Origin of the sequence: Streptomyces sp. NBC_00158, assembly GCF_045160885.1 — a bacterium.
Classification (GTDB): domain Bacteria; phylum Actinomycetota; class Actinomycetes; order Streptomycetales; family Streptomycetaceae; genus Streptomyces.
Window position 1 is genome coordinate 1,019,225 of the sequence record NZ_CP108161.1, and the last position, 24,092, is coordinate 1,043,316.

General features: G+C 73.9%; 20 protein-coding genes, 1 tRNA gene and 1 pseudogene. 11 read left to right on the plus strand and 11 right to left on the minus strand.

Features of this window, described 5'->3' with window-relative positions:
- Positions 1 to 122 precede the first annotated feature (122 nt).
- A complete protein-coding gene (locus OG553_RS04675) occupies positions 123 to 998 on the minus strand; it encodes a helix-turn-helix domain-containing protein (RefSeq protein ID WP_405977744.1) in 876 nt (291 codons plus the stop codon).
- Positions 999 to 1,330: 332 nt separating this feature from the next.
- On the opposite strand from OG553_RS04675, the gene OG553_RS04680 reads away from it, so the two are divergent.
- The 3 genes from OG553_RS04680 to OG553_RS04690 all read left to right on the plus strand — a co-directional run bounded on the left by OG553_RS04680 (position 1,331) and on the right by OG553_RS04690 (position 3,790).
- Positions 1,331 to 1,999 carry a helix-turn-helix domain-containing protein gene (locus tag OG553_RS04680; RefSeq protein WP_405977745.1) on the plus strand — a complete coding sequence of 223 codons (669 nt, stop codon included), beginning with the start codon at positions 1,331 to 1,333 and terminating at the stop codon, positions 1,997 to 1,999.
- A gap of 64 nt (positions 2,000 to 2,063) precedes the next feature.
- Positions 2,064 to 2,621 (plus strand): toxin-antitoxin system, toxin component, encoded by a 558-nt coding sequence (locus OG553_RS04685; RefSeq protein WP_405977746.1) that lies wholly within the window; start codon positions 2,064 to 2,066, stop codon positions 2,619 to 2,621.
- The gene (locus OG553_RS04690) at positions 2,618 to 3,790 is read left to right on the plus strand and encodes an MAB_1171c family putative transporter (protein ID WP_405977747.1); all 1,173 of its coding nucleotides are present in this window, start codon (positions 2,618 to 2,620) and stop codon (positions 3,788 to 3,790) included. Before OG553_RS04685 ends, OG553_RS04690 begins: the two co-directional genes overlap by 4 nt.
- A gap of 58 nt (positions 3,791 to 3,848) precedes the next feature.
- Here the strand turns inward: OG553_RS04690 and OG553_RS04695 are convergent, their stop codons facing one another.
- Entirely contained in the window at positions 3,849 to 4,625 is a 777-nt protein-coding gene (locus OG553_RS04695) for a hypothetical protein (RefSeq protein ID WP_405977748.1), read from the minus strand.
- Positions 4,626 to 4,696: 71 nt separating this feature from the next.
- Positions 4,697 to 5,287 (minus strand): hypothetical protein, encoded by a 591-nt coding sequence (locus OG553_RS04700; RefSeq protein ID WP_405977749.1) that lies wholly within the window; start codon positions 5,285 to 5,287, stop codon positions 4,697 to 4,699.
- Positions 5,288 to 5,529: 242 nt separating this feature from the next.
- Here OG553_RS04700 and OG553_RS04705 point away from each other — a divergent pair, with 242 nt between their 5' ends.
- The 4 genes from OG553_RS04705 to OG553_RS04720 all read left to right on the plus strand — a co-directional run bounded on the left by OG553_RS04705 (position 5,530) and on the right by OG553_RS04720 (position 10,048).
- A complete protein-coding gene (locus tag OG553_RS04705; protein ID WP_405977750.1) occupies positions 5,530 to 7,110 on the plus strand; it encodes a YfcC family protein in 1,581 nt (526 codons plus the stop codon).
- A gap of 78 nt (positions 7,111 to 7,188) precedes the next feature.
- Positions 7,189 to 8,490: a sensor histidine kinase gene (locus OG553_RS04710; RefSeq protein WP_405977751.1), complete on the plus strand. Its 1,302-nt coding sequence runs from the start codon at positions 7,189 to 7,191 to the stop codon at positions 8,488 to 8,490.
- Positions 8,478 to 9,140: a response regulator gene (locus tag OG553_RS04715; protein ID WP_405977752.1), complete on the plus strand. Its 663-nt coding sequence runs from the start codon at positions 8,478 to 8,480 to the stop codon at positions 9,138 to 9,140. Before OG553_RS04710 ends, OG553_RS04715 begins: the two co-directional genes overlap by 13 nt.
- Before the next feature lie 59 nt (positions 9,141 to 9,199).
- Positions 9,200 to 10,048 (plus strand): hypothetical protein, encoded by an 849-nt coding sequence (locus tag OG553_RS04720; protein WP_405977753.1) that lies wholly within the window; start codon positions 9,200 to 9,202, stop codon positions 10,046 to 10,048.
- On the opposite strand, the gene OG553_RS04725 is transcribed toward OG553_RS04720, so the two are convergent.
- Entirely contained in the window at positions 10,011 to 11,231 is a 1,221-nt protein-coding gene (locus tag OG553_RS04725; protein ID WP_405977754.1) for a glycosyltransferase 87 family protein, read from the minus strand. The two genes, OG553_RS04720 and OG553_RS04725, sit on opposite strands and share 38 nt — an antisense overlap.
- Before the next feature lie 187 nt (positions 11,232 to 11,418).
- Positions 11,419 to 13,134 carry a methionine--tRNA ligase gene (metG, locus tag OG553_RS04730; protein WP_405977755.1) on the minus strand — a complete coding sequence of 572 codons (1,716 nt, stop codon included), beginning with the start codon at positions 13,132 to 13,134 and terminating at the stop codon, positions 11,419 to 11,421.
- Positions 13,135 to 13,640: 506 nt separating this feature from the next.
- Here metG and OG553_RS04735 point away from each other — a divergent pair.
- Both OG553_RS04735 and OG553_RS04740 read left to right on the plus strand, forming a co-directional pair.
- On the plus strand, positions 13,641 to 14,171 hold the full coding sequence (locus OG553_RS04735; RefSeq protein WP_405977756.1) for a sigma-70 family RNA polymerase sigma factor: 531 nt from the start codon (positions 13,641 to 13,643) through the stop codon (positions 14,169 to 14,171).
- Positions 14,172 to 14,941: 770 nt separating this feature from the next.
- Positions 14,942 to 15,688 (plus strand): annotated as a pseudogene (locus tag OG553_RS04740) (IclR family transcriptional regulator C-terminal domain-containing protein); the annotation flags it as partial.
- A 340-nt stretch (positions 15,689 to 16,028) separates the two neighbouring features.
- On the opposite strand, the gene OG553_RS04745 reads toward OG553_RS04740, so the two are convergent.
- The 3 genes from OG553_RS04745 to OG553_RS04755 all read right to left on the minus strand — a co-directional run bounded on the left by OG553_RS04745 (position 16,029) and on the right by OG553_RS04755 (position 19,028).
- Complete coding sequence (locus OG553_RS04745) at positions 16,029 to 17,621, minus strand: protein kinase domain-containing protein (RefSeq protein ID WP_405982957.1); 1,593 nt, start codon at positions 17,619 to 17,621, stop codon at positions 16,029 to 16,031.
- Positions 17,622 to 17,854: 233 nt separating this feature from the next.
- Positions 17,855 to 17,939: transfer RNA gene (locus OG553_RS04750), tRNA-Leu, on the minus strand.
- A 147-nt stretch (positions 17,940 to 18,086) separates the two neighbouring features.
- Positions 18,087 to 19,028, minus strand: coding sequence for a beta-ketoacyl-ACP synthase III (locus OG553_RS04755; protein ID WP_405977757.1), 942 nt, complete (start codon positions 19,026 to 19,028; stop codon positions 18,087 to 18,089).
- A 209-nt stretch (positions 19,029 to 19,237) separates the two neighbouring features.
- Here OG553_RS04755 and fdhD point away from each other — a divergent pair, with 209 nt between their 5' ends.
- Positions 19,238 to 20,095 carry a formate dehydrogenase accessory sulfurtransferase FdhD gene (gene fdhD, locus OG553_RS04760; protein WP_405982958.1) on the plus strand — a complete coding sequence of 286 codons (858 nt, stop codon included), beginning with the start codon at positions 19,238 to 19,240 and terminating at the stop codon, positions 20,093 to 20,095.
- 8 nt (positions 20,096 to 20,103) lie between these two features.
- Here fdhD and OG553_RS04765 read toward each other — a convergent pair whose 3' ends face one another.
- The 3 genes from OG553_RS04765 to OG553_RS04775 form a co-directional block, all read right to left on the minus strand.
- A complete protein-coding gene (locus tag OG553_RS04765; protein ID WP_405977758.1) occupies positions 20,104 to 20,739 on the minus strand; it encodes a VOC family protein in 636 nt (211 codons plus the stop codon).
- Between the two features lie 83 nt (positions 20,740 to 20,822).
- Positions 20,823 to 21,248, minus strand: a complete 426-nt coding sequence (locus tag OG553_RS04770) for a (2Fe-2S) ferredoxin domain-containing protein (protein ID WP_405977759.1) — start codon at positions 21,246 to 21,248, stop codon at positions 20,823 to 20,825.
- A 9-nt stretch (positions 21,249 to 21,257) separates the two neighbouring features.
- The gene (locus tag OG553_RS04775) at positions 21,258 to 22,310 is read right to left on the minus strand and encodes a bile acid:sodium symporter family protein (RefSeq protein ID WP_405977760.1); all 1,053 of its coding nucleotides are present in this window, start codon (positions 22,308 to 22,310) and stop codon (positions 21,258 to 21,260) included.
- Positions 22,311 to 22,442: 132 nt separating this feature from the next.
- On the opposite strand from OG553_RS04775, the gene OG553_RS04780 reads away from it, so the two are divergent.
- On the plus strand, positions 22,443 to 23,294 hold the full coding sequence (locus OG553_RS04780; protein WP_405977761.1) for a LysR substrate-binding domain-containing protein: 852 nt from the start codon (positions 22,443 to 22,445) through the stop codon (positions 23,292 to 23,294).
- Positions 23,295 to 24,092 lie beyond the last annotated feature (798 nt).

Consider the following 24,092-nt stretch of genomic DNA (forward strand, 5'->3'; position numbering starts at 1 on the left):
GATGTCGCGGATCGTGGCATCCGCACGGAACGAACCAGGCGGTCGGTACGGCTCTGCGCCGTCGGTCCCGCCCTGGCACGGGCCGTGGCACGCGCTTCAGGGGACCAGTCTCCCCCGCGGCGTCACTCCCCCAGCGGCGGCACGGCCCGCAGGCGGGCGCCCTGCTGCTGCGGGAAGCCCGTTCCGCCGCCGCGCACCGGACCGGCCGGCAGGCCCTGGGGGGCCGAGAGCACGAGGGTGATCCGGGTGAGGCCCATGCCCTCCAGCATTCGGCTTGATTCCGCCACCATCCGGCACCGCACCAGACCCCAGCCGGGGTCGGGGTGGCGCACCGTCCGCACCGCGCCGTCGAGTTCGGCGGCGGCCTCCCCGTGGGTGGTCAGCCAGTGCGGGACCCCGTAGCGATAGGCGGCCTCCATGAACGGGTCTCGGGCCACCTCCTGGCGGATGCTGCGCAGCCCCTCGTCCTCCGGGGCCTCGGCCAGGGCGGTCGCGAACTGGGCCAACAGCGGTACGCACCAGGCCGGTTCGTGGTCCTCCAGCACGGCCGCGGCGTCCGGGTGGAACAGCACGAAGCGCAGGAAGTTGTCGTCCGGCAGGGCCGTCGGGTGGGGGCGGACCGACTGGAACAGCCGGTCGAAGGCCGAGTTGGTGAGGGCGACGTCCCAGCGGTGGTCCACCAGGAAGCTCGGGTAGGGCACGGCCTCCATCAGGGCCGCGTAATCGACCAGGTAGTCGCGCTGGGCCGGGTCCTGGGGCAGCCGGTTCTCCTCGGCCGCGCGCCAGGTGGGGGGCGGGTCCCGGTCGACCATGACCCGGAACAGCCAGAAGCACTGCCGCTCGCTCATCTCCAAGGCCTCGGCCAGGGCGAGGAGTTTGCGGTCCGTCCACTCCTTGACGAGCCCGCGCTCCCAGTTTCCGTACGCGCGCACGCTGATGCGCAGCCGCGACGCTACGTCCTCCTGGCTCAGGCCCAGTTCTTCGCGGCGCTGACGCAAAATCTCCTTGCGCCGCTCCGATCGCACTGCGCCGCGGGGCTCCTCGCCCGCCAGGCGCTCCTCACCGGCTCGGACGAGGCCATCAGACGGGCCCACCGCTGCGAGATGTGGCACCGAGAGCTCCCCCTCCTCAACGGTCTGGATCTTCATTTCCGTGTGGCGATCCTGCTACCGACTTCATTCGAGTGTCAACTATTGTGGCAATTCCAGCCGGGCGACAGCTCATTCCCGCCACAGCTGTGGCAAGTTCTGGCTCTCCCAAAACAAACCGGATAGATTCCTCTAGGCCGACCACGTGCCCACTGACCTCGCGCGATCTAGGAGAACCACTGGTGACAGACGGCTTCCCGGCTCCCGTCGCGGTGGCCAACGCGCCCCTGGCAGCAACCGTCACGCGAGTCGCCGAACTGGCGAACAAAATGGGCCGCGACCCGAACCAGGTCTTCGACCTCCGCCGCCTCTCCGAGGCGTCCGGGGTTCCCACCGATGTGATCAGGACCCTGCTCGACGGCCGGCGGGCGGGCGAACCCGATCTCCAGGCGCGTTTCCTCCAGCGTCTGGACCTGCTCCGGCGGACCCGGGTCAAACCCAACGGCCGCCGCTACACGCAGCAGGAGATCGCCGACGGCGCCGGAATGTCCCGGCAGCAGGCGGGCGCCCTGATCAACGGCGACAGGCGGCCCACGATGGAGCACTGCGACGCCATCCAGCGGTTCTTCGGCGTGCACGCGGGCTTCCTCACCGCCCACGACGCCGACGCCCTCACGGACGCCCTCCAGCGCACCGAGCAGCAGCTGCTCCAGGACTTCGCGGGACGCGAGCGGCAGACCGCCGCGGCGGAGGCGGCTTCGGCGGGCGATCCGCTGGCAAGACTCCTGCAGAACCACGGCGTACGGGGCATCGCCTGGCGCGCCGCCCAACTGCCCAGCGACAAGCACCGGGACAAGGTGACCGAATGGCTGGACATGCTTCTCGAAAGCGTCAAACCGAACGAATCATGACCCAGTCGAAAGTCTGGATCTGATCCTTGAGTCCTGATCCGGATCCGCGCCGACGGGGAGAACGGTGAGCATAGGCAGAGCGCAGCGGCGGTTGTGCGCGGAGCTGGTGTCCGGCATCAAGCTGGCCGCCCCCGTGGAACCGCTGGACCTCTACGCCGCCCTCTGCGAGGGCATGAGCAGGCACCGCGGCCGCCCGGTGGAGTTCCGGATGGCCGCGTTCCCGCAGGGGACCGCGAGCGGCCTCTGGCTCGACATGGCGGACCGGGACCTCGTGGTCATCGAGGAGCGCACGGCACCCGACCACCAGCTCGTGATCCTGGGTCACGAGCTGTGGCACATGAAGGCCGGCCACTGCAGCCACCACGTCGACGGGGCGGCCGTGGCCGCCCGCCTGCTGACCCACGCCGCCGACCTCGGCGAGACGGTCCGCAGCGTCGCCGCCCGCACCCGGGCCGACGTCCAGGAGGAGACGGAGGCCGAGAGCTTCGGGCTGCTGCTGGGCAGCCGCTGTCGCACCTGGCTGGCCGGTTCGGCCGGCCACCGGGCGCCGGCCCAGCGGGACGAGCTGGCCGGCCGGATCGAGACCTCGCTCGGCTACCGGGGGCGCAGGAACGACCGTTGAGCGGACCGGACTACTACATCCCGGCGGCCGCGATGGCGGTGGCCCTCGTGTGCAAGCTGCCGGCGCTGCGCGCCAACGGGCGCGATCCGCTCCTGCGGTCCGTCTTCGTCCTGCTCCTGCTCGGCGGCTCGGTGTTCACCTTCGCCGCCCCGCCCACCATCGCCGCCGTCAACCGCTGGACCGGCGTCCCCAACGTCTCCGCCCCGCTCGTCTACTGCCTGATGACCGCCTTCAGCGCCTCCTGCCTCGTCCTCGTCTTCAACTGGCGCGGCGGCCCGGTGGAGGAGATCCGGCGCACCTCGCAGCGCTGGATCGCGGGCTACTCCGTGGTCATCGCGGCCATCGTCGTCCTCTTCGCCCTCGGTGACGCCCCGGTCGAGCGGCTGCGGGACTTCGACACGTACTACGCGAACACGCCCTACATCCGGCTGATGATCACGGCCTACCTGCTGGCGCACAACGCGGCCGTGCTGATGATGGTCTCGATGTGCTGGCGCTGGTCCCTGCGGGTCCGCGGCTGGCTCCGCACCGGACTGGTGATCATCGTCGCCGGGTACACCATCAGCCTCGCCTACGACGCGGCCAAGATGTCCGCCGTCGCCGCCCGCTGGCTGGGCCACGACCTGGACTACCTCAGCACCTACCTCGCCCCGCCGCTGGCCGCCTTCGCCGCCCTCGTCAGCTCCGTGGGCTTCGTCCTGCCGCTGGTGTACCAGCGCGTGTCGGACAGCTGGCGCACCTGGAGCACCTACCGCGACCTCGGCGCGCTGTGGCACGAGGTGCAGAGCACCGTGCCCCTCGGCACGCCCTGCGTGCGGATGTCCTGGTGGTCCCCCGCGGCGATCCGGGTGATCCAGCGGGAGTCCGACATCCACGACGGCTTCCTGCGCCTCGGCCCCGCCTTCGACCGGCGCCACCGCGACACCGCCTACGAGCGGGCCCTGGCGGCCGGCGCGGACGAGGAGACGGCCCGCGCCGTCGCGGACGCGGCGATGGTGGTGGCCGCCGTACGGGCCAGCGCCGCCGACCCGGAGGGCGCCGGAACCGGCGACGAGGAGCGGGTGGCGCTGCTGGCCGACGGGCCGCGCGACCTCGTACGGATCTCGCACGCCCTGCGGCACTCGCCGCTCGTGGCCGCCGTGCGGCGGCAGGCGGCCCCGGCGGGCTGAGCCCGGCCGGACCCGGCGGCCGCCGGCGCCGCCACGCGCCCCCGCGCGGACGCCCGGCTCAGCGGGAGGCCGTCACCGACAGGGCCGGGAACAGGTCCTCGAAGGGCCCGGCGGAGTCGAAGCCGTCCCGCCCGTAGGGGGCGTCGAAGCTCCACACCATGAACAGCAGGAACACGATCAGCGCACTGAACAGCCCGGCCAGCAGCAGCTCGCGCCCCGAACGCCGGATCTGCAGGGTGAAGATCAGCCCGATCGTGACGACACCGCCGACCACCAGCCCGATCCACACCACGCTCGGCAGGGTGGACTCGTCGCTCTGCGTGCGCGAGTGCCGGGCGTCGTCGGCGGCCGCGATGTGGTCCAGCAGCGGCTGGTAGGCCTGCGCCTGGAGTTCGTTGGCGGGGCTCTGGTGGGTGACGTCCGTACGCAGCTTGCCGAGCAGCTGCGCACCCTCGGCGGAGGCGTCCTGGCCCGCGACCAGCCGGGGCCAGTCGACGCTGACGGTGTGGGCCACGTACGCGTCCACCTCGCCGCGGATCCGGTCGCGGACCGGCCCGGGATAGACGTCGGCCCGCTGGGTGACCTCGTACAGCGACTGCGCCTCGCGGCGCACGCTGTCCTCGGCCGCGCCGCGGGCCTCCCAGACGCCCGCGATGGCCAGGCCCAGGACGATCGCGTAGACCACGCCGACCATCATCGTCATGTACTCGATGACGTCGGGGGTTTCGCTGGTGTCCTCGTCGTCCGCGACCCGGCGGTGCCGGACCACGGTCATGGCGAGGACGAGGGCGCAGACGAGCGCCATGGCGATGGCCAGGACCAGCCATTCGGACACGAGGGATCTCCCGTTCGTGGATGCGTGGATGCGTGGATGCGCGAGGGGGTGCCGGGCGGGGCGGGGGGGCGTCAGCTCCGGCTCTTGGAGCGGGGGCGCAGCGCGGCGGCGGCCAGCACGGCCGGGGTGGTCACGACCACCATCAGCATCATGGTGCTCAGTCCGTCCGGGCCGCGCCGGGCCAGGGCCGCGGAGTGGTACGGGCGTACGTGGAACCTGCTCACCCGCTCGACGGCAGCTGCGGGCCCGGGCGGGGCGGGGGCGTCGGCCGGGGCCGGCTCCGGCTCCCCGGCCGCCGCCGGCGGGGCCCCCGGCGGCTGCGCCGGTCCGCCCGGCGCCCCCGCCCCGGGCACGGCCTCCCCGGGCGCGGGCCGCCCGGGCGGCAGCCCCGGCGCGGTGCCGGGGTGGCGCACCGTGGGCCGGACGGCGCCGGGCACCGTCACCCGCACGGGCGGCGGCGCCGACGGGCTCCCGGGCCGCGCCACGGGCGGGGGCGGCATGGCGGGCGGCCGTACGGCGGGCGGCTTCGGCGGCCCGCCCGGCACGCACACGTCGACCCGGGCCCCGCGGCCGTGGCCGTCGCCCGCGACCGCCACATGGCCGTGCAGCGGGCAGAGCGCGGCCACCAGCCCCGCCCCGGCGAAGTACTGCCAAGCCGTCACCGCGGTCCTCCCGATCCGGCAGCCGACATGAGGGTCACGCCTGAAGAAACGATCAAGGCCCGCCTCCGGACACGCGCCAGACGGGTCAAGATCCTTGTGCGAGGGCACACTTCGGGCCCCGAGCGGCACCCCGCCGGGGCCGCCGGGCCGCGGTCCCTCACCCGCGCGGCCCACCCCGCCACGGCGTCCGTCGCCCGCCCGGCCGATGATCGGAGCAACGAGCGGCAGAGGGACGGTGGCGCGTGGCAGCAGACGATCGGACCCCTCCCGCGAAGCGCGGGCCCGAGCCGGGCCCCGGTCCGGAACCCGGGCCGGAGCCGGAGCCGGAACCGGCCGCCCCCGCCAAGGGGCTCCGCTTCCCCAGCGCCCTGACCATCCTGGCCCTCGTCACGGTCGCCGTCTGGCTGCTGGCCTTCCTCGTCCCGGCCGGGCTGTACGACCGGGGCGAGACCGGGGCGCCCGTCGCCGGCACCTACCACCGGGTCGGGGCCGACCGGAGCGTCACCGACCGGCTGAACGACCTCTTCCTCGCCCCGGTCAACGGCCTCTACGGCCTCCAAGACACCGCCACCGGCGAGGTCGGACCCGGCTTCACCGGCGCCCTGTACGGCAGCGCGGGCGTCTTCCTCTTCGTGCTCGCCATCGGCGCCTTCATCACGGTGGTGTTCGCCACCGGCGCCCTGGACCGGGGCATCGCCCGCCTCGCGCACCGGCTGCGCGACCGCGGGGCCCTGCTGATCACCGCGGTGATGGTGGTCTTCTCGGTCCTCGGCACGGTCGAGGGCTTCGCGGAGGAGACCCTCGGCTTCTACGGCCTGCTCGTGCCGATGATGCTGGCGCTGGGCTACGACCGGCTCGTCGCGGTCGGCGCGTCCATCCTGGGCGCGGGCATCGGCGTGCTCTGCTCCACCGTGAACCCCTTCGCGACGGGCGTCGCCTCCTCGGCCGCGGACATCTCCCTCGGCGACGGCATCCTGCTGCGGGCCGCCATGTGGGTGGTGCTGACCGCCGTCACCGTGCTGTACGTCGTCCGCTACGCGCGGCGCGTCCAGCGGGATCCGGAGAAGTCCCTGTGCGGGTTCCTGCCCGGCGACCTGACGCGGAAGGCGGCCGCCGACGCCGACGTGGAGCCGACGCTGACGCGGCTGCACAAGACCGTACTGGTGCTGCTCGTCCTGGTCTTCGCATTCATGATCTTCTCGGTGGTGCCCTGGGCGAGCGCCCTCACCGGAAAGGCCGACGCCACCCCGTACCCGTGGGAGCTGGACTGGTCCTTCCCCCAGCTGTCCGCCCTGTTCCTGTGCGCCGCGGTGCTGGTGGGGCTGGTGGCCCGGATGGGCGAGGCGAAGCTCAGCTCGACGGTCATCCAGGGCGCCGCCGACTTCATCTCCCCGGCCCTGGTCATCATGCTGGCGCGCGGGGTCACCGTCATCATGAACAACTCGAAGATCACCGACACCGTCCTGCACTCCATCGAGGGCGTCGTCAAAGGGACCTCGTCCAGCCTCTTCGCGGTCATCGTCTTCCTCGTCAACCTCCCGCTGGCCTTCCTGATCCCCTCCACCTCCGGCCACGCCACCCTCGCCATGCCCATCCTGGCCCCGCTCGCCGACTTCGCCGGGGTCTCCCGCGCGGTGGTGGTGACGGCCTGGCAGGCGGCGAGCGGCTGGATGAACCTCTGGGTGCCCACGACGGCCGTCACCATCGGCGGCGTCGCCCTGGCCAAGGTCGGCTACGACAGGTACCTGCGCTTCGTCTGGCCGCTGCTGGCGATCCTGTTCGTGCTGATCTGCGGCTTCCTGGCGGTGGGCGCCGCGATGTGACGGCCCGTCCGCGGGCGCGGGCGGACGGGTGCGCGCGGGCGGCGCGGGCGGCCCGGGCGTTCGGCCTAGGCTTTCGGCATGTCCGCTTCCATACCCCCCTCCCCCGCCCCGCCCGTAGCCGTCTGGCGGGCGGTGCGGCGGCCGCTGCGGTTCCTGGGCTCGTGGTGGCCCTGGCGGTGCTGGGCGTACCTCGGGAGCGGGTTCCCGCTCGGGTACGGGGTGCTGCTCGCACTGGCGCTGCTCCTCGGGCTCGGGGTGCTGCTCGCGGTGGCCGGGGTCGGGCTGTTGCTACTGGTCGCCGCCCTGGCGGGGGCGGTGCCGCTCGGGGAGCTGGAACGGCGCCGGCTGCGCTGGGTGGAGCCGGAGACGGTGGCCGACCCGCACACCTCCCTCGCCGGGGCCGGCCCGGCCGCCTGGCTGCGGACCCGGCTGCGCGAGCGCGCCACCTGGCGGGAGTTCGGGTACGCCGCCCTGCTCGGGCTGGTCTTCGGGGCGGCCGGCTTCGGGGTGCTGTCGCTGCTGGCGTTCTCCCTGATGCTGGTGGCCTCCCCCGTCATCGTGTGGGCGCTCGCTCCGGAACCGGTGATGCTGGTGCCCGGCGAGGTGGTGGCCGGGCCGCTGGAGGCACTGGGCGGGACGGCCGTGGGGCTGGCCGGGCTGGTGCTGACCGCGTACGCGGGCGCGCTGATCACCGGAGTCCAGGTCAAGTGCGCCCGGCTGCTGCTCGGGCCGCGCGTGGAGGACGACCGGGTGCTGGAGCTGACCCGCTCGCGCGTCCGGCTGGTCGAGGCCTTCGAAGCCGAACGGCGGCGCATCGAAAGGGACCTGCACGACGGGGCCCAGCAGCAGCTGGTGGCCCTCAGCATGACCCTGGGCCTCGCCGAACTCCGGCTGCGCGCACACCCGGAGGCCGCGGACGCGGCGGCCCTGGTGAGCCGGGGCCGCGAGGAGGCCAAGCTGGCCCTCGCCCAACTGCGCGACCTCGTACGGGGCATCCACCCGCAGGTGCTCACCGACCACGGGCTCGCCGCGGCGGTGGCGGAGGTCGCGCTGCGCCATCCCGTGCCGGTCACGGTCGACCTTGACGTGCCCCGGCTGCCCGAACCGGTCGAGGTCACGGCGTACTTCACCGTAGCCGAGGCCCTCGCCAACGCGGCCAAGCACAGCGGCGCCTCGCGGGTCGGCGTCGCCGGTAGGGTCGAGGGTGACCGGCTCACCCTCACCATCACCGACGACGGCCGCGGCGGGGCCGATCCCGGCGCGGGGGCGGGCCTGGCGGGACTCGCGGACAGGGTGGCGATGTTGCAGGGCAGGCTGACGGTGTCCAGTCCGATGGGCGGTCCGACCGAACTGAGGGTGGAGGTCCCGTGCTCCGGGTGATCCTGGCCGAGGACTCCGTGCTGCTGCGGGCCGGGCTGACGGAACTGCTCACGCTGGGCGGCCACCGCGTCCTCGCCGCCGTCGGCGACGCCCCCGCGCTGCTGCGGGCCGTGGCCGCCGAACGGCCCGACGTGGTCGTCACGGACGTGCGGATGCCGCCCGGGCTGCGCGACGAGGGGCTGCGGGCCGCGCTGGAACTGCGTTCCGCGGACCCGGCCCTGCCGGTCCTGGTGCTCTCGCAGTACGTGGCCACGGCGTACGCCACCCAGCTCTTCACCGGCGGTTCGGCGGCCGGGCTGGGCTACCTGCTCAAGGACCGGGTCGGGGAGGTGGAGGAGTTCCTCGACGCGCTGCGCCGGGTGCACGAGGGGCAGACGGTCATCGACCCGGAGGTGGTCCGCGTCCTGCTCGCGCCGCGGCCCGCGAACGAGCCGCTGGCCCGCCTGACACCGCGCGAGCGGGAGGTGCTCGCGCTGATGGCGGAGGGGCTCAACAACCAGGCCCTGGCAGCCCGCCTGTTCATCACCGAGGCCTCCGTCGTCAAGCACGCGAGCAGCATCTTCACGAAGCTCGACCTGGACCCGACGGAGGGAAACCGACGCGTTCTGGCCGTGCTGGCCCATATGCGCGGCACTGCGGATTCCGCATAGTGATAAGGCTGTGACCGGCGGGTATTCAGTTCGGTTTGAGTGATCGCTAGGGTCGCGGGGTGTCGAAGAACGATGAGATCACGCCAGGCCCCGACGAGTCCGAAGAGCAGCGCTGGCGGGCCTTCCAGGCGGAGTTCGAGCGGACGAACGGGCCCTTGGCGGGCGGGCCCCTCGGGCAGCCCGAACCCGCGCAGAAGCGGGTGTGGCCCCGCAACCTGGCCCTGGCCCTGCTGGCGGGATCGCTCGCCTTCGCCGCGCTCAGGCTGACGTCCGCCGCCTCCGAGGACGGGCCCACGGCCACCGCCGCCGCGGCCGCGAAGACCACGCCCGGGGCCACTCCCGGAGCCACGCCCCCGTCCGCGGCTCCGGCCGCCCCTGCCGCCACCGCCGCCGCCGCCCGGCCGATGGTCCCGCTGGCCGAGGTCTTCCCCGAGCGGGTCCCGGACGGCACGGGCGGCTCCTTCACCCGGGTGGGCTCGGCCGTGATGCCGTCCTGCACCGAGCGGGACTCGATCGGCCCGCGCCTCGCCGCCATGATCGAGTCGAGCAGGGGCTGCGTGGGCGAACAGATCGCGCTCTACAAGGACGCGCGGAACAACCAGTACAACCTGGCCGTGTTCACCATGAAGGACCCCCAGGACTCCCTGATGCTGGTGACCGAGCTGACCATGGCCTTCAACGACTACCAGGTGGGCACGCAGGCCCCGCCGCGCGGATCCGGCCTGGCCACCCTCGGCCCCGAGACCGGGATGGTGCAGTCCTTCGCCGGCTACGGCCGGGTCATGATCGTCTCGCTGGGGCAGTGGTCCGACGGCCGGACCGGCGACTTCCAGAAGCTGGTCGACGGGATGCAGCCGCTCCAGAAGGGGGTCACCGACCGGGTGACGCGGTACGAGGGGAACCACTGACCCCCTCCCGGGAGCGCGCCACGATCCGCGAGGCGCCCTGGCGGAACGGCGAGGCCGGGGCCGCCGAGCGGGACCAGGCCGCCAGCAGCAGCGGCAGCGCCAGGTAGCCGAAGCGGCCCGCCGGGGCCAGCAGGAACGCCAGGGTCAGCCCGAGCGCCAGCCGGTCGGCCGCGGCCACCACGGTGCGCGGCGGGCGCACCAGCAGCGAGAGCGCCACCGCCAGCCCGCCGACCGCCAGCAGACCCACCGTCAGGTACCAGCCCCACGGCCCGAGTTCCGCCAGCAGGTGCCCCGGCAGCGGACTGCCCGCCGGGGTCTCCACCTCGGCCCGCCCGGTCGGGAAGGCGAACACCTGCCGCCACACCTCCCCCGGCTGGAGCAGCAGGCCCGGCACCACCAGGACCGCCGTGCCCGCCAGCGCCACCAGCGCGCACCGCAGCGCCGCCCGCCTGCCCCGGCACGCCGCGAGGAGGGCCAGTACCACCGCCACCGCGGGCAGCGCCGTCCACTTGAGGGCGCACGCCGCGGCCAGGGCAGCCCCGGAGGCCGCCGGACGGCCCGAAGCGGCCGCCGCGAGGGCCAGGCAGCACAGCCCCGCCAGCGGCAGGTCCACTCCGCTCACCGCGAGCGGGAGCGCCACGACCGGCGAGGCCACCAGGGCCGGGAGCAGCGGGGAGGGGGCGGCGCCCAGGAGGCGGCGGCCCGCCCGCATCCCGCCGAAGAGCACGGCCGCGCACCACGGGCGGGCGTCGCCGAGCAGCCGTACCGCCCACTGGTGCCCCTCGCCGGAGCCGTCGCCGAGCAGGGCGCGGGGGATGCCGAGGAGTGCCATGCCGGGCAGGTAGGGGGTGTACTCCCCGACCCCGGCGGGCCGGTCCACGTAAGGCCTTCCGGTCTCCAGCAGGAGCCGCCCGGACCGTTCGATGACCCCGACCTCGGACTGTCCCTGTCCGGTGAGCACCAGGTACAGCAGCGGTACGGCCACCGCGCCCGCCAGCGCGGCGGCGAGCGCGGCGCGGCGCCGGCCCAGGGCTGTGGCGGCCGCGGCGGCGAGGTATCCGGCGGCGGCGCACCAGCCCCACAGCCGGTGCGGGGCGAGGGAGGAGAACAGCGGGAAGGACAGCGCCCAGGCGGCCGCGAGCAGCCAGAGCGCGGTCCACCGGGCGGTACGGGAACGGGTCATGGACCCATTCCAGCCGTGCGGGCCAGCCCGGGTCTGCACGCCCAGGTGGAGTCCTCGTGGTGGGGTTTTGCCTACCATCGGGGCCCGGCGGGCCCCGGGTACACCCGCCCCGGGTACATCGCCCCGGGTACGCCGAAGGGGCGCGGCCGCACGGGCCGCGCCCCTGGGCGGGCGGTCACGGGGGCGGTCAGGCCTCCGGGTTGCCGCCGAAGCGCTCGCGGTAGGACTCCAGGTCCTCCTCGGTGACCCGGGCGAAGAGCACCGGCGGAACGGTGAACGGGGTCCCGGCCGGGACGGTGTCCAGCGCCTTGGCCTGCTCCGGGGTGACCCAGGTCGCGGTGTCGCCGGGCAGCTCGAAGGAGGAGCGCATGGCGCGCGCCGAGGCCGGGATGAACGGCTCGGAGACCACCGAGTAGAGGTGGATGAGGTTCATCGCGGTGCGCAGGGTGAGGGCCGCGGCGTCGAGGTCGGTCTTGACCTCCAGCCACGGGGCCTTCTCGTCCAGGTAGGCGTTGCCGGCCGACCACAGGGCGCGCAGCGCGGCGGCGGCCTTGCGGTACTGGAGGGTCTCCATGTGGCCCTCGTATTCGGCCAGCAGTTCGGCGATCTGCTCGCCGAGCCTGGCCTCCGCCTCGCCCGCCGGGCTGCCCGCGGGGACCTCGTCGCCGAACTTCTTCCGGGAGAAGGTCAGTACGCGGTTGACGAAGTTGCCGAGGGTGCCGCCGAGGTCCTTGTTGACCGTGGCCGCGAAGTGCTCCCAGGTGAACGAGGAGTCGTCGGACTCGGGGGCGTTGGCGATGAGGAAGTAGCGCCAGAAGTCGGCGGGCAGGATCTCCAGCGCCTGGTCGGTGAAGACGCCGCGCTTCTGCGAGGTGGAGAACTTGCCGCCGTAGTACGTCAGCCAGTTGAAGGCCTTGACGTAGTCGACCATCTTCCAGGGCTCGCGGGTGCCGAGCTCCGTGGCCGGGAACATCACCGTGTGGAACGGGACGTTGTCCTTGGCCATGAACTGGGTGTAGCGGACGTCCTCGGCCTCGTACCACCAGGCCTTGTAGTCGCGGTTCGCCGGGTCGGCGTCGGCCCACTCCTTGGTGGAGGCGATGTACTCGATCGGCGCGTCGAACCAGACGTAGAAGACCTTGCCCTCGGCGGCCAGCTCCGGCCAGGTGTCGGCCGGGACCGGGACGCCCCAGTCGAGGTCGCGGGTGATGGCGCGGTCGTGCAGGCCCTCGGTCAGCCACTTGCGGGCGATGGAGGAGGCCAGCTGCGGCCACTCCTCCTCGTGTTCCGCGACCCAGGCCTCGACCTCGACCTGGAGCTTGGACTGGAGGAGGAAGAGGTGCTTGGTCTCGCGGACCTCCAGCTCGGTGGAGCCGGAGATGGCCGAGCGGGGCTCGATCAGGTCCGTGGGGTCCAGGACGCGGGTGCAGTTCTCGCACTGGTCGCCGCGGGCCTTGTCGTAGCCGCAGTGCGGGCAGGTGCCCTCTACGTAGCGGTCCGGCAGGAAGCGGCCGTCGGCGGGCGAGTACACCTGCCGGATCGCGCGCTCCTCGATGAAGCCGTTGGCCTGGAGCTGCCGCGCGAAGTGCTGGGTGATCTCCACGTTCTGCGCGGAGGAGCTGCGGCCGAAGTAGTCGAAGGACAGCTCGAAGCCGTCGTAGACCGCCTTCTGGGCGTCGTGGGCCTGCGCGCAGAACTCGGAGACGGGCAGGCCGTTCTCCTTGGCGGCGAGCTCGGCGGGGGTGCCGTGCTCGTCGGTGGCGCAGATGTACAGGACGTCGTGGCCGCGCTGGCGGAGGTACCGGGAGTACACATCCGCCGGAAGCATCGACCCGACCATGTTGCCCAGGTGCTTGATCCCGTTGATGTAGGGAAGCGCGCTGGTGATCAGGTGTCGAGCCATCCTCGGATGCTCCATTCGTTTCATTTGTACGGATCTACGCGTGACAACGCGCGGTTCATCGTATCGAACCGGCGAAACGCCACGCGTCGGCATTTTCCCGGGGGGCCGGGGCGGTACGTCGGGACGCAACGCAAAAGCGAGGACTGTGACCTCTCCGTCACGGCCCTCGCGATGGGCCCATGCTACAGCCGCCCCGCCGGGGCCCCGACCGGCGTCCGCGCACCGGACCGTGCACGGGACCTCGCAGGCGGACCGCTCGGCGGACCCCGGCCGGCCTCGGCATATGCGTTCGGCCTCCCCGGCACCTCGCGTGATCGACATCGGTCATCATCCGATCACCCCCGGACCTAATCCCCTCATGTTGCTCCTCCGCCCCCTCGGAAGGCGTACGCGCTGCTCTCATGGACCCCGCACAGGGGATGAGGTGGGGAACGGTGAACGATGGCGGACCGGAGGAGTCCGGCGGGGCCGTGGGACTGCCCAGCCGACGGCGGCAGCCGACGCCCATGAGTCAGTGGGATCCGACCGCGCGCCTGTCGTACTGGGCGTTCCACGCGAACCGGCGGCCCGCGTACATGCGCTTCGCGTACCTCCAGCTCGGCTCCGACGCGGCCGCCGAGGACGCGGTGGACGCCACCTTCGACTCGATCATGAACGAGTGGCTGCGCATGCTGCACATGGACCGCCTCGACGCCTACGCCTGGACCGTGCTCAAGCAGCGGATCGTCGACTGGCAGCAGCGCCGCGACCCGCGACTGCGCAGCCCGGAACCGATGGACATCAGCGCCTTCGAGGCGGCCCTCAAGGAGGCGCACTCCGACCAGTACGAGGTGCTGACCGACACCATCCGCTTCTACTCGGCGGTCTCCCGGCTCGCCGAGCGGCAGCGGGACACCGTGCTGCTGCGCTACGGGCTCCAGTGCAGCCCCGGTGAGGCCGCGGCCGTGATGGGCGTCGACGAGGCCACCGTCCGCTCGCAGCTCGGCCAGGCCCACCGGCGCCTCGCCCGGCTGCTCGACACGTCCGCCGGATCATGAGGCCCGGCGAGGACCCCGGCCCCGGCGGCGGGCGCGCGGCGGCCCCGCGCTCCCTGGCGGAGTTCCTGGCCCGCGCCGGCGTGCGCGACCGCTACCCGCACTACGACCTGGGCGCGGCCGAGGCCCGGCTGCTGCGGGTGCCCCGCGCCCCGGGCGCGCCCGCCGCCCCGTCCCGGAGCCGGCGCCGGCCCTTCGGCTGGAGCGACCCCGCCCGGGACCGCCCGCTGGAGTCGGAGCGGGCCCGGCGGGACCTGAAGGCCGCCTGCCTGGCCGTGGTCGGGGACCCGCGCGCCGGGGCCGACCTCGAAGCGTTCCTGGAGAGCCGGCACAGCGACCTGCCGGGGGCCGTCGTCTTCGGCTGCCTCCTCTACCTGGCCGGGCTGCGCGAGGGATCCCGCTTCTGGTGGCAGTTCGCCGCCGGCTCCGGAAGCCCGCGCACCGCCCCGGCCGCCTACTGCCTCTTCCTGGACCACTCCCGGCGCGGCGAGCACCACGACGCCCGCCACTGGGCGCGGGAGCTGGGCCGCCGGGGGTTCCGCCCGAGCGGCCGCCGCGAGCTGCGCGAGGTACGGCTGTGCGCCCAGGCGGCCGTCCTGCGGTACGTCGACCAGTGCGACGACCCCGACCTCGGCCCGGTACCGCTGCCGAGGCCGGGGCTTCCCGCGGTGCTGGCCGCGTTCCTGCCGCCGCCCCCGCTCCCGGCGCCCCGGCCGCGCCCCGGCCCGGGCCCGCTGCGCCACCCCGCGCTGACGTCGGCCGCGCGGGGGACCGTGGTCCAGTCCGACACCGGCGAAGCCCTGGCGCAGGCGCGGCGCGCGCTGGCCGTCGTACGGGTCCTGGAGCGGCACCCGCTCGGGGTGCGGGCGGCCCGGCTCGCCCAGCGGTCGGGGCTGGCCGCGGCGGAGCTGCGCCCACTGCTCGTGATGCTGCGCGAGGAGGAGTACGCGTACTGCCCGGCCCCCGGGGTGTACGCGCCCGGCCCGGCCCTGGAGCGGCTCGCCGCCCCGGGCGGCGGCGGCCTGGCGGGGCAGCTCCAGCGCACCCTGGCGCTGGCCCGCGACAGCGCGGGCGCCGCCGTGTACCTGAGCCGGTACGCGGAGGGCGAGGTCCGGATCACCCAGATGGCGGACGGGCCGGGGGCGCCGCCGGTGCGGGAGTGGGTGGACTTCCGGGCGGCCGCGCACGCCAGCGCGGTCGGCAAGTGCCTGCTGACGCAGCTCGACCACGACGGCCGGGCCGACCACGTGGCCCGGCACCGCCCGACCCGGCTCACCGCGCGGACCATCACCGACAGCCGGGCCCTGTTCAGCGCCCTGGACGCGGTGGCTCCGGGCGCCCCGGTGTTCGACCTGCGCGAGTACTCCCCCGGGGTCGTCTGCTCGGCGGTGCCGATCGCGACGGGCGACGCCGCCGGGAGCCTGGCCCTGTCCCTGCCGGCCGCGCACGCGCACCGGCTGGACTCCGCGACCGAGGCCCTGCGCCGCAAGGCGGTCCCGGTGCTGCTGGCGCTGCTCCTGTCCGGGGCCATCCCCCCGGACGTCCCGGCCGGCTCCGCGCCCGCCGCGCCGCCCGCCGCCACCACCCCCGAGACGCTGCGCCAGCTGGGCCGACTGTTCCGGACCCCGCTGACCCGTTTCACGGCGCAGGCCGGCGGTCCGCACCTGGTGAGCGACTCCGCGTCGGGGGCCGCGTACCTGTTCGACGCGCCCCCGGAGGGCGGGGGGCCGCGCCTGGCGCTGCCGCAGACACTGGGCCCGCTCGCCCCGGGCAGCCTCCCGGCTCCGGAGGGCCTGGTGGTCCTGGGCACCAGGCGGGGGCGGGAAGACTCCTAGCCGCGGCTACCCGACGCGGACGCGGCTACCCGACGGGGACGAAGGAGTCCAGGGCCGCGTCGAAGTGGCCCCTGGACTGGGTGAGGCGTCCGACGGGAGCCGACACCCAGACGTCGTACATCCGGCCGTTCTCGTCCCAGCAGAGGTCGAACGTGTGCCGGGGCCCCTCGGCGGCGGTGAAGCCGTTCCAGGTGAACTCCCAGAGGGCGGCGGGCAGTCCGTTGTGCGTCGTGGGGACGATCGTGTTGTCGCGGTAGCCCGGGTTGTTTGACGGGCCGTTGGCGTCGGACTGCCGCATCGCGGCGAGCGGCCCGCCCGAGACCGGCTTCACCTTGATCCCGATCCGGATCGCGCCGTCCGCGGACACGTAGAAGACCCGCTGGTCGTCCGTCTCGCGCCGGAAGCCCTGGGGTACGGCGAGCCCGAAGCCCTCCGGGTCGGAGACGAAGCGGTACCCGGCGGGCGCCGACTTGCCGGGGGCCGGCTGGACGGGCGGTGCCGGGGCAGGCGCGGTCACCGTGGTCGTGGCGGTGGCGGTGGCGGCGGGCCCGGCGGTGGCGGCGGGCGGGGCCGGGGCCGTCGGCGACCGCGGGGCGGAGGTGGTCACTCCGGGGGACGGGGAGGTGGGGTCGCCCGGCCCGGCCGCCCGGCCCTTGTCCCCGGCCCGGTCGGAGAGCAGGGAGGTCACGGCGACGGCTCCGATGACGGCCACCACGACGAGCGCGGCCACCAGCCCGACGCGCAGCCCGGCCGCCCGGCGGGGCTCCGGCCCGTCCGCAGGGCCCGTCCGCGCCGTGACGCGTTCGGTCGGCGAGTACCCGGCCGGGGTGGCCGGTCCGGCCGGGCGGGCCGGGCCGGGGGTGCGGTCGAGGAGGGGCAGGCTGCCGGTGGTGACGTACGCGGACAGCAGCCGCTGCGCGTCGGCCACGCCCAGCCTGCGTTCGGGGTCGCGTTCCAGCAGGCCGCGGATGAGCGGGGTCAGCGGCCCGGCCTGTACCGGCGGGCGGATCTCGTCGTAGACGACGGCGTGCAGCACCCCGCCCAGCGAGTCCCGGTGGAAGGGCGACTCGCCGGTGAGCGCCGCGCACAGCAGGGCTCCGAGGGACCACAGGTCGGATTCGGGTCCGGCGTCGGCGCCCTGCATCCGCTCCGGGGAGGTGTACTCGGGCGAGCCGACGAAGGCACCGGTCTCGCTGATGGTGGTGGAGCCCGCGAGGCGGGCGATGCCGAAGTCGGTGAGAACGACCCGCCCGGTGCCCGCCTCCATGAGCACGTTGGCGGGCTTGACGTCCCGGTGGAGCACCCCGCGGTCGTGCGCCGCGCTCAGGGCGCCGAGCAGGGCGAGCCCGATGCGGGCGGTCTCGCCGGCGTCCAGCGGGCCGGTGCCGCCGAGCCGGTCGGCGAGCGAGCCGCCCTCGACGAGTTCCATCACGATGTACGGGCGGCCGTCGTCCTCGACGACGTCGTGCACGACGACGACGTGCGGGTGCTTGATCTGCGCGACGGTCCGGGCCTCGCGCAGGGCCCCCGCGGCTTCCCTGCCCTCGCCGACGTGGAGTTCCTTGACCGCGACCGCGCGGCCCAGGAGCTCGTCCGAGGCCTGCCACACGGTCCCCATACCGCCGCGGCCCAGCCTCTTCCCCAGGCGGTACCGCCCGGCGATCACGACGTCGTTGCGCGGTTCGTCCTGCGACACGTTCCCCCCTCGACCCGGTCAGGCCCCATGATGCCGCACAGCGTGATCCGGCCACCCCGTTCCGCGAAGAGCTCACCCGGGCTACGCGCGGGAAGGGGCCCGGATCCGCCCGGAAACGCGAAAGAACCCCACCGGAGTGGGGTTCTTCCTCTGTGTGTCCGAGGGGGGACTTGAACCCCCACGCCCGATAAAGGGCACTAGCACCTCAAGCTAGCGCGTCTGCCATTCCGCCACCCGGACCAGGTGGTCGGCCCCGGTTTCCCGCGGCGACATGGACAACCATAGCAGGGGATCGCCGGGCCTCCGACCATGTTTACGAGCGGCCGCCGGTCCGCCACGCCGCGCTGACCTGCGGGCATGCCGGGAGCCCGGCGGCCGGGCCGGAGGCTAGGGGCAGGCGATGACCTGGCCCGCGTAGGACAGGTTGCCGCCGAAGCCGAAGAGGAGGACCGGGGCGCTGGAGGGGATCTCGCCGCGTTCGACCAGCTTCGAGAGGGCCATGGGGATGCTCGCGGCGGAGGTGTTCCCGGAGTCGACGACGTCCCGGGCGACGACGGCGTTGACGGCGCCGATCTTCGCCGCGAGCGGCTCGATGATCCGCAGGTTGGCCTGGTGCAGCACCACCCCGGCGAGCTCCTCGGGGGTCACTCCGGCCTTCTCGCAGACCTTGCGGGCCAGCGGCGGGAGCTGGCTGGTGGTCCAGCGGTAGACGGACTGGCCCTCCTGGGCGAAGACCGGGGGCGTGCCCTCGATCCGCACGGCGTGGCCCATCTCCGGGACCGAGCCCCACAGCACCGGCCCGATGCCGGGCTCGTCGCTGGCCTCGACGACGGCGGCGCCCGCGCCGTCGCCGGTGAGCACGCAGGTGGTGCGGTCGGTCCAGTCGGTGATCTCGGTCATCTTGTCGGCGCCGATGACCAGCGCGCGGGTGGCGGAGCCGGCCCGGATCGCGTGGTCGGCGGTGGCCAGGGCGTGGGTGAAGCCCGAGCAGACGACGTTGATGTCCATCACGGCGGGCGCGCCGCGCATCCCCAGCTTGGCGGCGACGCGCGCGGCCATGTTGGGGGAACGGTCGATGGCGGTGGAGGTGGCGACGAGGACGAGGTCGATGTCGTCGGGGCTCAGGCCGGCGTGCGCCAGGGCCTTGCCGGCGGCTTGGTAGGCGAGCTCGTCGACGGGCTCGTCCGCACCCGCCATGTGGCGGGTGCGGATGCCCACGCGGGAGCGGATCCACTCGTCGTTCGTCTCGACCATGGCCGCGAGGTCCTCGTTGGTGAGCACTTTCGCGGGCTGGTAGTGCCCTAGCGCCACCACTCGTGAACCGGTCATGGGCGGGGTCCCCCTCTGTACGGCAGGCAGTCAGGTTGACCCAGCTTTGCCTGCTACCGGTGGGTACGGGTGCGCGTGACCCGACAGGATTCCGCCACTGGAATTTGGAGCATTCCGAGCAACTTCCTGCCGGAACCGTCCGCAATGGCGGATCCGGGAGAATGTCCCCGTCAGATGTACGCGAGGACGGAACAGGTGGGCTGATCACGATGGGACGGGTCACCGAGCGGCGCCGTGTCGTACGCATCCGGGGTGGTGCGGCCGGGGTCCGGCCCGACACCCTGGTCGCGGAGGAGCCGCTGGAGATACGGCTGAACGGCAAGCCGCTGGCCATCACGATGCGTACCCCGGGGGACGACTTCGCGCTGGCGGCAGGCTTCCTGGTCAGCGAAGGCGTCATCGCGCGCACCTCGGACGTCCAGGCCGTGACGTACTGCGAGGGCGCCACCGAGGACGGGTCCAACACCTACAACGTGGTCAACGTGCAGCTGGCCCCCTCGGTTCCCGTTCCGGACATCACGCTGGAGCGGAACGTCTACACCACGTCCTCCTGCGGGCTGTGCGGCAAGGCCAGCCTGGACGCGGTCCGCACGGCGACCCGCTTCCCGGGGCTCGCCGCCGACCCGGTACGCGTCCCCGCGGAACTCCTCTCCGAGCTGCCGGACCGGCTGCGCGCGGCGCAGAAGGTCTTCGACCGCACCGGCGGGCTGCACGCGGCCGCGCTGTTCTCGGCGGAGGGCGAGCTGCTCGACGTACGGGAGGACGTGGGCCGGCACAACGCCGTGGACAAGATCGTCGGGCGGGCGCTCCAGGCGGGCCGGCTGCCGCTGGCCGGGTCGGTGCTGCTGGTGTCGGGCCGGGCGTCGTTCGAGCTGGCGCAGAAGGCGGTCATGGCCGGCATCCCGGTCCTGGCGGCGGTCTCGGCGCCGTCCTCGCTGGCGGTGGACCTGGCCCTGGAGTCCGGGCTCACCCTGGTCGGCTTCCTGCGGGGCCCGGACATGAACGTGTACGCGGGCGAGCAGCGGATCGTCCTCCCGGGCGCGGCTGTCCAGGCGGACACACCGTAGGCCCCCGGTCAGATCGTGACCGGGCCCTTGGGGGTGGAGAACTCGACCGAGACCAGACCCGGTTCCTCGTCCTCGACCCAGGTGACGTCGATCTGGTCGAGCGGGTGGTCGGCCGGTTCGCCGAGGAATTCGGCGATGGAGGCCGCGTCGCCGGCGATGGAGACCCCGTGGATGGCGGTGGAGGTGCGCGGGTCGGCGCTCGGGCGCTCCTCGGTGGGGACCAGCCACTGGAGGAAGTAGGGCAGCTGCGGGTCCTCCATCAGTTCCAGCAGCCCGATCTGCTTCCACCGCAGGTCGAACCCGTCGGGGCGGACGCGGTGGCCCTCGGACGAGGTGCGGCCGAGGCGGGCCTCGACCGGGGTGATGTCGTCCACGGAGACCACCCAGCCGAGCCAGCCGCCGCCCTCGGCGGCGCGGCGGGCGACGGCCTGACCGAAGGGTGCGCGGTCGGCGGCGGGGTGGTCGAGCGTGGTGACGACCTCGACGTAGGTGCCGCCGCTCAGCGGGAGGATGAAGTTGCGGGTGCCGAACCGCGGGTGCACGCCCCCGTCCACGAACCCGGCGCCGAGGGCCGATCCGATCCACTGGACGGTGGAGACGAAGCTGTCGCGGGCCACCGCATAGGACACGTGATCAAGTCGCACGGCGCCATCATGACCCGGCGGCCCGCGCAAATCCCGACGCCACGCCCGCCGCCCCGGCCGCGTCCGCACTTCCGAAAGACGGCCTAGCGGCGGCGGCCCCGGCGGGGGCTGGCGGGCTGCTTCGGCTCCGGGGGGTCGATGCGGTGCAGGTCGAGGGTGGCGGGGAGCGGGGTGGTGCCGGGGCCGCCGGATTCGGCCCAGGCGATGATCTCGTCCGTCGCGGTGTCGTCCAGGGCGAAGCCGAACCAGACGGCCCGGGCCCCGCGCCGGCGGGCCTCGGTGGTGGGCTGGACCACGATCACGTTGGCCTGTGCGCACGGCCCGAGGCAGTCGCTCGTACGGACCGCGAGGCTCCCTCCTGACGCGGCGGCGGCCTCGCGCAGCCGGGCGAGCTGTCCGGCGTGGTCGGTGCCGGGGTTCTTGCGGGGGTCCCCGCAGCAGCAGCCCCGGCAGACGACGAGGGTGCAGGGGCGCGGGGCGGTGGCGGCGAGCGGGCGTATCCAGGTCACTGCCGCACGTTACCGGCCCTGCGCGGCGGGGGGTTGGACCCCGGGCGAGACCTCCACCACACGGCGGGCGTCGAGTTGGTCCTGGAGGACGGCCTCCGGGTCCCGCGCGCGGCGGCGGGCGAGGACCGCGCAGACCATCAGCTGCATCTGGTGGAACAGCATCAGCGGCAGCACCGCGAGGGAGGCCTGCGCCCCGAACAGGACGCTGGCCATGGGCAGTCCGGCGGCGAGGCTCTTCTTCGACCCGGCGAACTGTATGGCGACGCGGTCCGCGCGGCCGAAGCCGAGGCGCGCGGCCCCGTACCAGGTGGCGAGGAGCATCACGGCGAGGAGTACGGCCTCCACCGCCATCAGGGCGCCCAGGCGCGGGAGGCTGACCTGGTGCCAGACCCCGGCGGCCATGCCCGCGCTGAAGGCCGCGTAGACGACGAGCAGGATCGAGCCCCGGTCGACGTAGCCGAGGACCTTCTTGTTGCGGGCCAGGAAACCGCCGACCCAGCGGCGCAGCCCCTGGCCGAGGAGGAAGGGCAGCAGCAGCTGGAGCACGATCTTGAGGAGGGAGTCGAGGGAGAAGCCGCCGGCGTCGTTGCCGAGGAGGGCGGCGGCGAGGAGCGGGGTGAGGAGGATGCCGGCGAGGGAGGAGAAGGAGCCGGCGCAGATCGCCGCGGGGACGTTGCCCCGGGCGATCGAGGTGAAGGCTATGGAGGACTGGATGGTCGAGGGGACCAGGCAGAGGAAGAGCAGGCCGCCGTAGAGGGGCTGGGTGAGCAGGCCCGGAACGAGGAGCCGGGCGGCCAGGCCCAGCAGCGGGAAGAGCACGAAGGTGCAGGCCAGGACGGTGAGGTGGAGCCGCCAGTGGCGCAGGCCGTCGAGGGCCTCGCGGGTGGAGAGCCGGGCCCCGTAGAGGAAGAAGAGCAGGGCCACGGCGGCGGTGGACGCCCCGTCGGCGACGGTTGCACCGACGCCCCGGGCGGGCAGCAGCGCGGCGAGGCCCACGGTGGCGAGCAGGGCCAGTATGTACGGGTCCAGGGGCAGCCAGGCGGGAAGGCGGGGGCGTCGCATGGGGGTGCTCACTTGCTGTCGTACGGGGAAGGGCGAGGGGTACGACCATCGTCGCGGGTCGACGGTCATCGGGAAACACGCACACCACACTGACTGCCATCACGGAACACGATGACCGCCTAGGCTGGGGGCATGTACGACCCGGTCCAGCTGCGCACCTTCCTCACGGTGGCCCAGACGCTGAGCTTCACGCAGGCCGCGGCCCGGCTCGGGGTGCGGCAGTCCACGGTCAGCCAGCACGTCCGGCGGCTGGAGGAGGCCACGGGGCGTCCGCTCTTCGTCCGGGACACGCACAGCGTCGGGCTGACGGAGGACGGCGAGGCACTGCTGGGCTTCGCACGGACCATCCTGGAGGCGCACGAGCGGGCCGCGGCCTTCTTCACGGGGACCCGGCTGCGGGGGCGGCTGCGGTTCGGGGCGTCGGAGGACTTCGTACTGACGCGGCTGCCGGAGATCCTGGAGGGGTTCCGGCACGAGCACCCCGAGGTGGACCTGGAGCTCTCGGTGGAGCTGTCGGGGACGCTGCACGAGCGGCTGGACGAGGGCCGCCTGGACCTGGTGCTGGCCAAGCGGCGCGGGCCGGGGGACGAGCGGGGCCGGCTGGTGTGGCGGGACCGGATGGTGTGGATCGGGGCCGAGGGGCTGCGGGTGGACCCGGAGCGTCCGGTGCCGCTGATCGTGTTCCCGCCGCCGGGGATCACCCGGGCGCGGGCCCTGGAGGTCCTGGAGCGGGACGGCCGGGCGTGGCGGATCGCCTGCACGAGCGGCAGCCTGAGCGGCTTGATCGCGGCGGCCCGCGCGGGGCTCGGGGTGATGGCGCACACCCGGGGCCTGATCCCGCCGGGGCTGGTACGGGTGGGCGGGCTGCCGGAACTGGGGCCGGTGGAGTTCGCCCTGCTCCAGGGCCGCCGTCCCACCCCGGCGGCGGAAGCCCTGGCAACCGCCGTCCTGGCAGGCGGCGACCGCCTGAGCCGCCCGGCGTAGGGGCGATCGAGGGGGTGGGGGCGGGTCGGTGGGTGGGTACGCCGGCTCGTGGGGGCAGGTTCGACGGCCCGGCCGGAGCGGGGCGGGGCGGTGTTGGCCCTGGGTGTGCCGGGCTGCGCGGCGCGCGCGGTCGCGGGACGCGGGGGCCCGCGGGTTCGCCGGGCGATGGTGGGCTCCGGTTGCGGGGCGGTGGGGTGGGGGAGCGGCGCTCCCTGGGGCGGTCTCTGAGCGGCCTTGGGGGTTTCCCGTCAGTCCCATCGTCCTTCCGTGTCGGGCCGGCCTGTCAAGGGCGCTCCCTTCGGTCGCGTCGCTACGCGATGGCCTTCGGCCACCCTTGACAGACCGACCCGCCCCGGAAAGCCGAAGAACTGCCGGGAAACCCCCAAAAGAACGGTCACGGGGAAGAGGGTGAGGGACGGCCTCGTCAGCGATGAGGCGAGGGGCCGGGGCCCGGCCCGCCGGGCATCCGAGCCCTCAGAAGTCCCCATGCCGAGCCAGGGGCGCGTCTACCCGCACGAAAAACCGACCAGAGCCCCCTGCGGAGCACCCAAGCGCGCCAGATCGCTACGCGCTCCTCCCGTCTCGGCGTCCGGCGACCGCCCATGGCTGATACCCGCACCGGAAGACGAGGAGAGCAGCGCGGGAAGCCGGTGGGCGCGACAGATCGCTACGCGCTCCTCAAATCTCGGCGTCCGGCGACCGTCCTGGGCCGATACCTGCACCAGAGGACAGGCAGAGCAGCCCCGGGAGGCCTCCGGGCGCGGTAGATCGCTACGCGCTGCCCAGATCTCCGCGACT